The sequence below is a fragment of the Paenibacillus agri genome, assembly GCF_013359945.1.
Taxonomy (GTDB): Bacteria; Bacillota; Bacilli; order Paenibacillales; family Paenibacillaceae; genus Paenibacillus_AQ; species Paenibacillus_AQ agri.
This window is the reverse complement of sequence record NZ_JABWCS010000186.1, coordinates 18,355-32,828: the sequence shown is the minus strand read 5'-3', so window position 1 is coordinate 32,828 and position 14,474 is coordinate 18,355. Positions and strand designations below refer to the sequence as shown.

The window sequence follows — 14,474 nt, the reverse complement described above, 5'->3', positions numbered from 1 at the left end:
TTTTGTTGTTTTTTTTGCTTTTCTTCATTATAAATGGAAAACTGTCCGTTCTATGCTGTTTTGCCCCCTGTTTAAGGGTTAATTGTACGCAAAATACCGAAATGTACCTATCTTGGAAATTCATCTTCTACTATGATCTTCTCGTGAGAAAGCGCTATCAAAATGATTTACACCAACATTCTAGGAGGGGGTAGGGATGATTTTGAAAGTAATCGGGAAAAGGTTGGGAATGAGTCTGCTGGTATTCATTATTGCAGTAGCGCAGTTGGGCTTTGCAGGGACGAAAAGCAATGTGGCGCATGCGGCTGATGCCAGTATGGCTCAAAAGCCGTATATGGGCTGGAGCAGTTACAGCATGCAGGTGTATGATGGGGCAGGCAACTGGACATCGGCAGAAGGCGTCAAGAAGCAATCGGATGCCATGCGTGAGAAGCTGCAAGCCCATGGTTATGAATATATTAATATTGATGCGGGATGGAACGGTGCTGAGGATCAATACGGCCGGCCTATTCCGAGTGAGACCCTGTATCCGAACGGATTTCAGGAGGTTATCGACTATGTTCATAACAATGGACAGAAGATCGGTATTTATCTGATTCCGGGAATGTCGATAACGGGTTATAACGCAAACTATGAAATTTATGGAACTAACGGACAATGTCGTATGCAGGACATAGCGGCACAACCGCTGACCGTTATGGACTATTGGGATTCCTATACGTATAAAATTGATTTCAGTAACCCATGCGCCCAAAAGTATATTGATTCCATCGCGGATCTCCTTGGCGAATGGGGCATTAACTTTGTCAAATTTGACAGTGTGACTCCTGGTTCGGGCATCAACAACCTGAGCCGTGATGCTCGCGGCGATGTAGAAGCTTGGTCTAAGGCACTCGCAAGAAACAACATCTGGTTCGAGCTTTCATGGGCGCTGGACCATAACTATGTGGATTTCTGGAAAAAGTATGCTAACGGCTGGCGGATTGACTGGGATATTGAAGCCTACGACAGCAGTAAGGGCTTAACGGAATGGCCGAGTATTTCCCGTTTGTTCCCGCTTGCGGCGATCTGGTGGCGGGATGCAGGACCGGGAGGCTGGAATGATTTTGATTCCTTGAATATCGGAAACGGCTCCATGGATGGTCTGACTAGAGATGAGCGGAAGTCTGCGATGACATTCTGGTCGATCTCTTCTGCCCAGCTCTATACAGGCAATGACTTGACAAGGCTCGACGACTATGGACTGGAACTGCTTACCAATGATGAAGTAATTGCAGTCAATCAGGCTGGTCGTCCGGGTCATCCGGTATCTATGGATACGCAGCAGCAAGTCTGGTACGCCAATAACGGAGACGGCACTTACAGTGTAGCCCTGTTCAATCTGGGCAATCGGAGTGCGGAGGTTAAAGTGAAGTGGAGTGATCTTGGACTTGAGGGACCAGCTTCGGTACGTGACCTGTGGAGCCATTCCGAGCTAGGTAATTTTGAAAAAGAATTTAGCGGCGGTGTGCTTGAACCCCATGCTTCACGTATGCTTAAAGTGACTGCGCTGAGCGGCACGTCTGCCGTCAATGACGATGATACAGGCATGCGCTACAGCGGAGAATGGAAACGCAATGGTGGCAAGGAGCAGTTGAACGGGGCACAGGATATCAGCATAGCAATCAAAGATACCACAAGTACTAATCCAGCGCTTGCTCCACAAGCTGATAACCTGAACAATGCAGCCGACAATGCTGCAAATTCAGCACTGGCTAACAATGCAACCGTTACGAATGTAGTCTATATTAATGATGATGACAGCAATATTAAATACAACGGATCGTGGAATGCGAACACCGGTAGAAGCTTTGGTGATTACAATGGCGATGTGCATTACACTGAGACGGATGGCGATTCTTTTGAGTACACCTTTACGGGTACAGGCATTGACGTGCTGACAGAGAAGGATAGCAATCTGGGGGACATGATTGTTACCCTCGATAATGGCACACCGCAAACTGTAAGCGCTAATAACAATGGACCGAGAGAAGTACAGCAGGCTGTATACAGTGTGTCGGGTCTAGACAACGGTCCACATACGCTCAAGGTAGTTAAGGGTTCAGGCCAGTATATGCTGCTCGACGCGCTTAGAGTGACAACAGAAACACCGGCAGGAGGACAGAACAGCACGATTAATCCGGCCTCTGCAGCCTTCGATAAGGCGGTGGAACAACAAAAGGATGTCACTGTCACGCTGAGCTTGAATGGCAATACGCTGACCGGCATTGAAAATGACGGGGTGGCCCTCGATTCAGATGATTATACGGTAGTTAATGATAAGCTTACTATTAAAAAGGAGTACCTCGCACTGCAGCCTGCGGGTGCAACTAGCCTGAATGTAATTTTTAGTTCAGGTGATCCGCAGACGCTGACCATAAGAATCAGCGATTCTACAGGTATTCGTTATGCGCTTATCAATAACGACGATCCTGGCATTAAGTACAACGGTTCCTGGTCGCGCAGCACTGGAAGAGGGATGGGCGACTACAAGGATGATGTGCATTACGCTGAGGCGAACGGCGATTCTTTTGAATATACCTTCAGAGGAACGGGAATTCAGCTGATCACAGAAGTAGACCAGTCACAGGGAGATATGGATATCTATATTGACGGTCAATTTAAGGAAACTGTCAGTGCTTACCGTAATGGACGGTTGGCTCAGCAGGTACTGTACAGTATCTCTGATCTGCCGGATGGAATGCACACACTGAAGGCCGTGAAGAAATCAGGCCGGTTCATGCTGCTAGACATGCTGAAAGTTGAAATTCCGAATTTGATTAATCCGGTACAAGCGAATTTCGATAAGTCAGCATCTGCTCAAGCGGATATTGATGTGACGTTGCTGCAACAGGCGGAAAGCTTCACGGGAATTACCAGTGGATCATATAATCTAATTCCAGGGACAGATTATACGCTTACCGGGAACCATGTTACACTGAACAAATCTTATCTGGCTACGCAACCGGTGGGTACGCTGAACCTCAGCTTTACCTTCGGGGGCGATTATCACAATGATGTGCATTATACAGCGGTGGATGGTGATTCCTTTGAATATACATTCAAGGGTACTGGAATCAGCCTGATCACACCTACTGGACCAGAGCAAGGTGAAGTAGATATTTATGTAGACGGACAGCTGGTGCAGACCGTAAATGCTTACAGCCCAAGCCGTAAAAATCAACAGGAGATCTACAGTGTCTCGGGATTGGCCAGCGGTGTACACACGCTCAAAGCTGTCAAAAAATCCGGTGATTTCATGTTGACAGACCAGTTGAAGTTCACAGTTGTTGCTGCAGATAACGGCGGTCCTGTGGGTCCGACTGAAACACCAGCACCAACAGAAACACCAGTGCCAACGGATCCTGCTGGACCAACTGATCCAACTGGACCATCGAATCCAAGTGGTCCGTCTAGCTCAGTAGTTCAGCCTACAGCCACTCCAGTTCCAACGGTAACCCCTGCTCCTACTGCCACTCCGGCACCGGGCGCAGAGGATGATACTCAAACCATTCAACACACGGCATACATCAAAGGTTATCCTGGCGGCTTGTTCAAGCCGGATAACAAGATCACCCGTGCTGAAATGGCAACTATTCTTGCGGGTGTTGCTCAGACAGAGGCCACTGAACCAAATGTTGTATTCAGTGATATTAAGTCTGATTACTGGGCTGCAGAAGCTATTGCCAAGGTTGCTAAGATGGGTCTGATGAAAGGTTACCAGGATGGTACGTTCAAGCCGAACCAATCGTTGACCCGGGCAGAGCTGGCAGTTCTAGTAGCTGCTCTCGACGAGACAGATGCACCTGTGGGGCGTGGGTTCTCTGACATTGCAGACCATTGGGCACAAGCAGCCATCTTGAAAGCTCAAGGTGCAGGCATCTTGAATGGTTATGCCGACGGTACTTTCCGTCCTGGTGCAATTCTGACACGTGCGGAAGCGGTTGTTGCCATCAACAGAGTGCTGGGCAGAGGCCCGCTTACCGGCGTTTTACAACCACAGTGGAGTGATGTTCCAGCGTCCCACTGGGCGTTTGGTGACATTGAAGAAGCTTCGAGAGATCATGTCTCCAAGCCCGGAACAATAGGCGGAGAACAACTGGTGAAATAATTACAAGAAGGACTGGAGAAAAGGGGCCCCTTTGGCCCCTTTTTTCTGAATGAATAGAGTCGATAGCGAAAGGGGAAGCCATATGAATATTTTGATTACCGGTGCCAGTGGGTTTATCGGTAGAGCTTTGGTTAAGTACCTGGCGGACAAGCATTATGTTATTTGTCTGTCACGGAAAGCTCCAGAGGGAGCGGCAGCTTATGTACAGGGATCTTTTGACGATGTGGAGGACTTGAAGGGGCTTGATACTTACGACATAGAAGCCGTTATTCATCTTGCCGCTGTGACGGGAGGCTGTAGTGAAGAGGAAGGACTCGCGGTTAATGTATTAGGCACAAGGAGGCTCTTCCGATATCTGCTGGATCGTGGTTGCCGGAAGTTTATTACTGCGAGCTCTATTGCCGTGGCAGGTGGGCTGGATGAAGATTTTGTCCCGCTGGAGTTGCCTATTCCTGATGAGCACCCGTGTCTGGCCACGGATGCATACGGACTCAGCAAGGCTATGGTAGAGGAACTGACCCGCTATTTTCACCGTATTCACACCGATGCTGACTTTATTAATTTGCGTCTTGGTGCCGTAGCTGCGGAGGACTGGACTCCGCCTATTCTGGAAACGGGCTCCCGGCCATCGCTCCCGTTTATCACAATGGCCCACGTTTACGCTGATGATGTAATCGAGGGAATCGCTGCAGCACTGCATGCTCCACCTAGGCCGGGAGTGAGAACTTTAAATCTGGTGGGGCCGGATGTAACCAGCAATTTGCCAGTGGCGGAGATTATGAGTAATATTTTAGGAGATTCATATAATCTGGATAATTATCATTTCCCGGGTCATAATTATAAGTCATTATATACTATGGATCGGTTCAAAGAAGAATTTGGTTTTGTGCCTGTAAGGTCAACTCGAGACAAGAAAGACGGTAATCAGGAGAATTGAAGCGCGGAAAAAAGCAGAACTCGGGATTGCCTATAAAAAGCAGTGATAGCAGCGAAATCTCGCTGCTTTTTATGCATTTCCGAATGTACATAGCGTGACGGAATGAGGTTGAACACTTGACTATACTGAAAAATGTTTTAATCTATAATCATGACAGCGCTACCAATGCCACATTAAGGAGAGGGGTCCAACATGCTTAAATATTCCAGTGTATTCCGCAAATTTCTAATCTCCTATGTGGTTATTTTGATTATACCCAGCATTGGCGGCTACATGTCTTATCTAACGTCGATTTCGGTGACACGGTCCATCTCGATTGAGAACAGCGTGACCCAGCTTCAGAAGAGCCAGGATATTTTGGAGCGGCGTATGGCGGAGGTAGAGGGCTTTACTAGACAACTTGCGATAAACCAGGAATTGAACGTTCTGATGAACGAGCGGGATAATGAGAGGAATGTCTACGGCATATGGAAAGCGATGCGGAATGTCCTGACTTTCGGACAGACCAATGATTTTCTACAGGATTATTATATCTACCTAGCCAATTACAAGCTGATTCTAACTCCGGGTTCTTCTTACAGACCTGACCATTATTATGATAATTTCCATTACAACGACTTGTCGCTGGAAGAATGGAGTAAGGAAGTACTGGAGAAATCTCATCGAAGCGAAATCAAGCCACTTAGTTCTTTTGTCAGCAGAGGGACACAAACTTCAGTGATTACTTACATGCAGTCACTACCTCTGGACAGTTTCAATGATACTTCACCAGCTGTTGCGGTTGTAATCATAGACGAGAAAATCATTGCCAGTCTGCTCTCCGGTCTGACGGAGCGGTATGGCGGCTGGGTTCATATCAGCGATGCTGAAGGGCAGACCATTGTCCTGCAAGGGAGCAGTGAGCCGGAAATGGTCAAAATGGTGTCTGATCCGTCGTTTGACAAAAATGAAGTCAGCCAGTTCTATGGTGATGATTTGGTGATCACTACCACTTCAAATAAGAATGGATGGGTATACAGGGCAGGCATCCCCCGGCAGGTTCTGATGGAGAATGCCAACACGATTAAGGAAACGACTTGGCTGATTACGGGAGGCACGCTACTGATCGGCCTGATTGTCGGTCTGGTGCTGGCTTATCGTACAAGCGCGCCGATTAACCGTCTGCTCAATGTTATGAAGGAGCAATTTGGGAAGGACGAAGCAGGTCCGAGGAATGAATTTGACTTTTTGAGCGGAAATATCGCCGATATGATTACCCAGAACAAGTTCCTGGAGTCAGAGCTGAACCGTCAGCTTCCGCTAGTCAGGGATGCGTTCCTGAAGCGGTTGATTGCCGGCGAGTTCAAATCACGGGATGAGATTCTTTCTGCTGCCGAGCAGGCGGATATCGACCTGCTACAAGGCAAGGGGTATGCCGGAATCATCCAGATTAACGGATATGCGGGTATGGATAGCGTGGAGATTCTCAATGAGCTGAGTGCTTCCCGCCTGCTCGTAAAGCAGGGCTTGTCTGAGCTTGGCGTGGACGTTCTGATGACCGATATTGGCTCCGATAAAGTGGTCACTCTGTTCTTTTCAATGAATGAAGAATCGGGTAAAGAGAATGAGATTGCGGATATCAACCATACAATGGAGAATCTGGCGCAGTATGTATTTAATGAGTACCGCATTACGATTCAGGCGGGCTTTGGCGAACTGTTCGCCTCGGTAACTGAGGTCAGCCTGTCCTTTGATCAGGCCAACCAGGCCCTGGAATACGCCGTTTACATGAATAAAAAAGGAATTATGTGGTACAATGAGGCCCAGACTGAGAACACGACCTATTACTATCCTTTGGATTCGGAGCAGCGGCTGATTAGCACGATCCGGGCCGGAGAACTTGAGGAAGCCAAGCGGATTGTCCATGCTATCATTGTTCAGAATATGGAACAGCGCGAGCTGTCTATCGAAATGAAGCATCAGCTTGTCGGGGAAATGAAGGGTACCTTCCTTAAGCTGCTGGATCAAAAAGCCTTTACGGAATATGCTTCCATCGAGAGTGTCAAACGGCGGGTCATTGATATTGGGTCCTCAGAGACGCTCGAGACTATCCAGTCTGAATTCAATGAAATTATGGAAGAACTCTGCGGGCTTATTGCCAATAAGAAGAAGGACGCTCATATTCAGATCATTAAACAGATCAAGGAGTATACGGCAGAGATGTACTCTGATGCGGAGCTGACTTTATACCGGGTTGCTGAGCAAGTGGAAAGGCCCGAAAAATATATCTCCCAATTGTTCAAGGAGGTCACAGGTGTTAATTTCTCCGACCATCTTGTCAAAGTCAGAATGGATCAGGCTGTAGTTTTATTAAAAGAGAGCGGATATACCGTTGACGAGATCGCCACACGGGTAGGATACAATAGTTCGCACTCGTTCAGACGGGCTTTTAAACGGTTGATGGGCATATCACCAAGCGCGTACAGACAATGTGTTGATGAATAAATATCTTCAAGACCTAAGGCTGCGTTGTCCGGTTCCGGACAGCGTAGCCTTTTTCTCCCTTCCGGGTAGGGTACCGGAAAAATGGCCGTTCTTATGCTGTTTTGTGCCCCCAAAAACGGGTTATCTGTACGCTGAAACGCGCAATTGTACCTATTCAGGGGACATGAAGATCTACTATGATCAAGTCGTAGAAAGCGCTATCACAAAATACAAAACAGAGGCTGTTGGATAGGGGGAATTGTTCTGGAGAAACAAATCGCTTTAAACCGTAAGTCGTTGCCGCAGAGCAAGGGACCGGGCTTTTGGTACAATGCCCGCAAAAGTATGATGAAGCACTGGCAGTTGCATCTGCTGGTCATTCCGCCCTTGCTGTTTTTCCTCATCTTTAAGTATTACCCGATGGTAAACGCCGTTCTTGCCTTTAAGGACTACAACGTTATCAAGGGAATATGGGGAAGTCCTTGGGTTGGTTTTAAAAATTTCCAACTATTCTTTGAGAACCCACAGTTTTGGATCCTGGTTAAGAACACCATTATGCTTAGTGGTTATCAGTTACTGGCGGGATTCCCGATCCCGATTATTCTGGCTCTCATGATTAATGAGGTGCGCGGAGGAAGGTTCAAAAAATTCGTGCAGCTCGTATCGTTTGCACCTTATTTCATCTCAACAGTTGTTATGGTGTCGATCGTTATGCTATTCCTGGCACCGCGGCTCGGCTTTGTCAACATCGCCCTTAACTTCTTCGGACTGGATTCTGTTAACTTCTTGGGTGAACCCGGGATGTTCCGTTCGATTTATGTCTGGTCTGATATTTGGCAGACGGCGGGTTACAGCGCAGTCGTATATTTGGCAGCGCTTGCGGGAATAGACCCGACCCTTTATGAAGCGGCGAAAGTGGACGGTGCTTCACGTTTTCAAAAAATCCGTCACGTCGATTTGCCAGGGATTGTACCCACCATCGTCATCATCCTGATCCTGAATGTAGGGAATGTAATGGCGATCGGTTTTGAAAAGGTCTACCTGCTGCAGAATCCGCTAAACTTGGCTAATTCGGAGATCATTGCGACCTATGTCTATCGGGTTGGTTTGCTGAATGCCAACTACAGCTTCGCAACTGCCGTTGGACTATTTAACTCGATCATCAACCTGATCCTCTTGTTTACAGTGAACGGTTTGGCGAAAAGAATTACTAAGAACAGCATCTGGTAGGAAAGGAGCACACTTATGGCAGCAACAGTTCAAAAAAAGATTAAAGAATCCGCCGGAGACAAAGCGTTTCTATTCACGATCTATCTTGTGCTCGGCCTCGTGGTTATCGCTGTGCTTTACCCGTTGATCTTTATCATCAGCAGTTCGATCAGCAGCCCGGCAGCGGTTACTTCCGGCCGTGTCTGGCTCTGGCCTGTAGATATATCCTTCAAAGGTTTCGAAGTTTTATTCAAAACACCTGAAATTATTACCGGTTATGCTAACTCGATTTTTTACACCGCGGCGGGAACGCTGATTAGTGTAACTTTGACGGTTATGATTGCTTACCCGCTGTCCCGCAAAGGCTTTTTCGGGCGGAACACCCTGATGATGATCATCACCTTCACCATGATCTTCAACGGGGGGCTGATTCCCACCTATTTGGTGGTAAGAGAAATGAATTTAATTGATACCCGTTGGGCATTGCTGATTCCGAATGCCATTTGGGTATGGCAGGTCATTATTGCCCGCTCATTCTTTCAATCCTCAATTCCTGATGAGCTTATGGAAGCCAGTGAGATCGACGGTTGCAGTGATATGCGATTCATCTGGAGCGTCGTACTCCCGTTGTCGAAGCCGATTCTCGCCGTGCTGGTTCTTATGTACGCAGTAGGCCAGTGGAATGCGTATTTCGATGCATTGATCTATCTGAAATCAGCAGACCTGTTCCCGCTGCAGCTAGTCTTACGAAGCATCATTATTCAGAATAACAGCGCCGGCGGTGCTATGGACGTCGGGAAAATGGTGGAGAAACAGCAGCTTTCCGAGCTATTGAAATATTCTTTGATTGTGGTCGCCACCTTGCCAGTACTGGTTATCTATCCGTTTGTACAGCGTTATTTTGTACAGGGAATGCTGGTAGGTTCCGTGAAGGGCTGATTCTTGGAATGAACTACATGGAGAGGAGGGATGCCCGCAGTTTTACATTCAAGGTATCTTCGTATCAACTGCTAAACTACAAAAGGGAGTGATGGGATTTGAAGAAGAAAAGTTTGATAACTTTACTAACTCTAGTGATGGCGTTTACGGTTGTAATTAGTGGATGTGCTAGTAAAAATACAGATAACGCATCCAACTCACAGTCCGGCAACTCGTCTGACAAACCGGTTGAGATCAGTGTGTTCTCTGTTCAGGAATCCGGAATCGACCTTCCAACCAATAAATTCACACAATTTGTGGAAGACAAGTTCAACTTCAAATTTAAATGGCAGATTAACCCTTCGGACGGTGCCCAGGAAAAACGCCAGATCTCGCTGGCAAGTGGTGACTATCCTGATGCTTACCTGCTTACCCACTATATTGACCAGTTCTCGCAAGCTGACCTGCTGAAATATGGTAAACAAGGCGTACTCATTCCGTTAAACGATCTAATTAATGAATATGCGCCTAACATTAAAGCGGCGATGGAAGAGAACCCTGCGTTGAAGACGTTTAATACAGCGCCTGACGGCAACATCTACGGACTTGTAGCTTACACAGAATGTTTCCACTGTTCTTACCCTAACAAAATGTGGTTGAATACCGAGTGGTTGAAAAAGCTTAACTTGGAGATGCCAAAAACTACAGAAGAGTTCAAGAACGTTCTGAAAGCCTTTAAAACACAAGATCCAAATGGCAATGGCAAAGCGGATGAAGTACCACTGAGTGGTTCCATCGAGGAGTTCGGTGTACGGATTGTTCCTTACTTGATGAATGCCTTTGTCTATGATGATGATCGAAACTACCTGCAAATGGTAGATGGAAAAGTTCAATCCTCTGCAATTACACCAGAGTGGAAAGAAGGATTGACTTACATCAAATCCCTGTTTGACGAAGGTCTGATTGATCCGGGCGCATTCACACAAAATGCCGAAGCGTTCAAGAAAATCGGTGAAAACGCCGATGCGGAAATTTTGGGCGCAGGTGCGGGTATGCACCCAGCAATCTTCGTGAACATCGATCCGGGCAATACTCGTTCGGCACATTATAATCCACTGCCTCCGATTTCCGGACCTCAAGGGGTTTCCTATGCTACTCATGATGGGGGCGGTGTAGCTCCAGGTGCGAAATTCGTGATCACTAACAAAGCAAGCAAAGAAGCACAAATTGCTCTGATCAAAATGGTGGATTACATCTTTACACCTGAAGGTCAAACGAACGCTGCAGCAGGTATGAAGGGGACTGGCTGGACAGATCCGGAAGAAGGCGATGTAGCGCTGGGTAAAGATGTTAAACCAATGGTCAAAACCATTCCACCGGTTGAAGGTGCTGCACCTTCCAATGCGGGCTGGAGCGGCATGGGTCACTTCTATGAGCCAAAAGAATACCGTGATACCTACGTTCAAGGTACTGATATCTACGATTCTAGCAGTTATGAACGCAGACTGTATGATGCGACTCTGCTATACCAAGGTCATGAACCTAAAGAGTTGTTCCCAATCTGGTCCATCTGGATTGATCCAAACGAGATTGATGAAGCCAGTATGCTGCAAACCAACTTGAAGAACTACATTGAGCAAAACCAATTGCAATTCATCACTGGCAACAAGGATCTGAACAAGGACTGGGACGCTTATGTGAAAGGCCTTCAGAACTTGAAGCTTGACCGTTATCTCGAAATTTTACAAAAGGCTTATGATAGTTCTAAATAATAACTATTAAAATCAGAATCAGGTGCTGTACGATAGACCCAGCGCCTGATTTCTTTATATTCAGGACAGATATACGCATTATTTCTGGAGGATAGCCATGACGAACGAGAAACATTGTAATCATTCATTTGTGATTTCACGCAGAGGACTGCCGGGTATCCGTGCAAGACTTGCGGAAAAAGCGCCGGTGACCGTTGCCTTTCTGGGCGGTTCCATTACAGAAGGAGCAGGGGCTTCGGATGCAGATACATCTAGCTGGAGAGCATTAACCGGAAGGTATCTGCAGGAACGGTTCGCAGATCAGGAGTTCCACTTCATCAATGCCGGAGTGGGCGGTACTACTTCCACACTGGGGGCTCATCGGCTGCAGGAGCATGTGCTGCGGCACGGAAGAATCGATCTGTTGTTTGTTGAATTTAGCGTTAATGACGGCAGTGACCGGGAAGAATCGATCAGGGGCATGGAAGGGATTGTCCGCCAGTGCCGTAGAGTGTCGCCGGATACCGATATCTGCTTCCTGTATACGGCAGCGGAGAAGAATCTGTCGGGCAGTCATCCGTTTAACATTGCCGTCCATGAAGAGGTGGCAGCACATTATCATCTTCCGTCAGTCAACTTTGCCGCCAGAGTCTATGAACAGACGCGTGCAGGTCGTATGGAATGGACAGACTTGGCTCCGGACGGATATCATCCCAATGACGATGGCCATGCCCTCTATGCGGGCTTTTTGCGTGAATATTTAGACATAGCACTTGTCGTAGAGGGTACCGTATTGAACGCTGAGGAGGAAAGAACTATATCTCCTCTGGAAGTAAAGAATTACGAATACGGCAGTCTGCTTGATTTTCGTGCGGGTATTCACACAGAAGGGTTCGAACTCCGTGAGTTGTCACCTGAAGATCCGCTGATGAACTGGCGTTTCGGAACGGAGCATTTATATACGGACAGTCTGGAAGCGGTGTACACATTTAACGTTACTGGTCAAAGCGCAGGTCTGTTGCTGCTTTACGGACCGGATAGCGGGATTTTTGAGTATTCGGTAAACGGCAGCTCGTTTACATCTGTAAATCTGTTCGACGAGTGGTGTCCGATGGCGCACAGACCTATTCTGACGATGTTTCCACTACAGGAGCAGCGAGGGGAACTACAGGTCAAGGTTCGGATCACCGGAACGAAGGATGAAGCCAGTAAGGGCACTAGTTTGCGCATTATGAAGATATTAAGTAATTGATTATCTGGTGAAGAGGTATTATACTGCCTCTTATTAAGCGGTTACAAGAATAGAGAGGCGGGGAGACCCATTCATTCTGCAGAACAAGACTTGATTGCAACGCCGACAATCATTACTTTGACGGATTACGGAGCACAGCCGGATACTGAGCTGGACAACCAAGCGGCCATGACCGCTGCGCTTCAGGCGGCAGCCGGGATTTCCGGGCCTGTTGTGCTGGACTGTCCCAAAGGACGTTATCATTTTTACGTAGATGAGGCTACTAGAGCGCCCTATTATATCTCCAATACGACTAGTGAGACTGAAAATCCAGATGTGACCAAGACCATTGGTATTCTACTGAAAGGTCTGCACAACTTTACACTAGAGGGCAATGGCTCCCTGTTTATTTTCCATGGCAAGCAGACCATGATTCTGCTGGACGGCTGCTCCAATGTGGAGCTCCGCAACCTGCATACCGATTATTACCGGCCTACCGTAACCGAGATGACCATTACTAGCGGCGGCACGCATTCTTTCGATACGGAGGTTCATCCTGATTCCCGCTATGAGATCAGGGACGGCCGGCTGGTCTGGATCGGTGAGGGCTGGAGCTTCACGGAAGGCCCAATGCAGACCTATGATCCGGTGCGCAATACGACCTGGCGGATGGATAACTGGCTGGAACAGGCAACGTCTGTCGAAGAGCTGGAACCGATGAAGCTGCGTCTGCACTTTGATTTTCATCCAGAGGTAGTTCCAGGGCATGTCCTGCAGAACCGTGACGGGATTCGCGATCAGGTCGGGGTCTTCATTACGGGGAGCTCCAATGTTACCTTCACGGATGTTGGGTTGCATTTTCTGCATGGACTTGGAGTTGTAGGCCAGTTCAGCGAAAATCTCACTTTCCGCCGGATGGACTTGTCACCGCGACCAGAAACGGGGCGGACTGTCGCTGGTTTCGCAGATTTCATCCATATGTCCAGCTGTCGGGGAAAAGTTACCGTGGCGGACGGTTATTTTGCCGGTTCCCATGATGATCCCGTTAATGTTCACGGAACCTATCTGCGAATTGTAGAGCAGCCTGCGCCGAATGAAGTTAAGGTCCGGTTCATGCATCACCAGACCTACGGCTTCCTGGCTTTTCACCCGGGCGATGAGATTGAATTTGTCCGTTCCCGCTCGTTGATCAGCTACGCGAAGGGGAAAGTGGTTGCTGTGGATTTTTTAAATCCGCGTGAGCTTCTACTAACCCTCTCTGACCCGGCTCCCGAAGGTATTGGCAGCCACGATGTTATCGAGAACGTAACCTGGACCGCAGAGGTTGAGGTGGTCAATAATCACTTTGCCCGTGTTCCGACCCGTGGCGTACTCGTGACGAGCCGCCGTAAAGTGGTGATTGCGAACAATACGTTTGAGCGCATGCATATGAACGCAGTTCTGGTTGCAGTGGATGCTGAGTCCTGGTATGAGTCCGGAAAGGTGGAGGATGTTACCATTACCGGCAATCGTTTTGTGGAGTGCGGCAGCGGCGAGCATCCAGTGATCTTCATTGCGCCGGAGAATGTGGACGTTGATGAGAGCGCTCCCGTTCACCAGGGGATTATCATAACGGGGAACCGGTTCGAGTTGAAGGACACGCTGGCCTTAAGCGCGAAGAGCGCATCCGGTCTGGTTTTCCAATCCAATGAAATCGTGAGCGATGGCGGGGACGGGGGCGTTCTGTCCAGCCTTGATGAGGCCATTGTCTTAACCGCTTGCAGCGGAGTGGATATTGTGGGTAATACGCTCACAGCTGAATAAGATCTGATCTAA

Annotated in this window: 8 protein-coding genes; all 8 read left to right on the top strand. The window is 48.0% G+C overall.

Annotation, left to right across the window (positions count from 1 at the left end):
* The first annotated feature begins 196 nt into the window (after positions 1–196).
* The 8 genes from HPT30_RS03520 (at position 197) to HPT30_RS03485 (ending at position 14,462) form a co-directional block, all read left to right on the top strand.
* Positions 197–4,150 carry a X2-like carbohydrate binding domain-containing protein gene (locus HPT30_RS03520; protein WP_175370110.1) on the top strand — a complete coding sequence of 1,318 codons (3,954 nt, stop codon included), beginning with the start codon at positions 197–199 and terminating at the stop codon, positions 4,148–4,150.
* Positions 4,151–4,232: 82 nt separating this feature from the next.
* Positions 4,233–5,087 (top strand): NAD-dependent epimerase/dehydratase family protein, encoded by an 855-nt coding sequence (locus tag HPT30_RS03515; protein WP_175370109.1) that lies wholly within the window; start codon positions 4,233–4,235, stop codon positions 5,085–5,087.
* Positions 5,088–5,279: 192 nt separating this feature from the next.
* Positions 5,280–7,571 carry a helix-turn-helix domain-containing protein gene (locus HPT30_RS03510; RefSeq protein ID WP_175370108.1) on the top strand — a complete coding sequence of 764 codons (2,292 nt, stop codon included), beginning with the start codon at positions 5,280–5,282 and terminating at the stop codon, positions 7,569–7,571.
* 324 nt (positions 7,572–7,895) lie between these two features.
* Entirely contained in the window at positions 7,896–8,780 is an 885-nt protein-coding gene (locus tag HPT30_RS03505) for an ABC transporter permease (RefSeq protein WP_175370130.1), read from the top strand.
* 15 nt (positions 8,781–8,795) lie between these two features.
* Positions 8,796–9,698, top strand: a complete 903-nt coding sequence (locus HPT30_RS03500; protein ID WP_175370107.1) for a carbohydrate ABC transporter permease — start codon at positions 8,796–8,798, stop codon at positions 9,696–9,698.
* 137 nt (positions 9,699–9,835) lie between these two features.
* The gene (locus HPT30_RS03495) at positions 9,836–11,449 is read left to right on the top strand and encodes an extracellular solute-binding protein (RefSeq protein ID WP_175370129.1); all 1,614 of its coding nucleotides are present in this window, start codon (positions 9,836–9,838) and stop codon (positions 11,447–11,449) included.
* A gap of 97 nt (positions 11,450–11,546) precedes the next feature.
* Complete coding sequence (locus HPT30_RS03490; protein ID WP_175370106.1) at positions 11,547–12,680, top strand: SGNH/GDSL hydrolase family protein; 1,134 nt, start codon at positions 11,547–11,549, stop codon at positions 12,678–12,680.
* Between the two features lie 90 nt (positions 12,681–12,770).
* Complete coding sequence (locus HPT30_RS03485) at positions 12,771–14,462, top strand: right-handed parallel beta-helix repeat-containing protein (protein ID WP_246316912.1); 1,692 nt, start codon at positions 12,771–12,773, stop codon at positions 14,460–14,462.
* Positions 14,463–14,474: the final 12 nt, after the last annotated feature.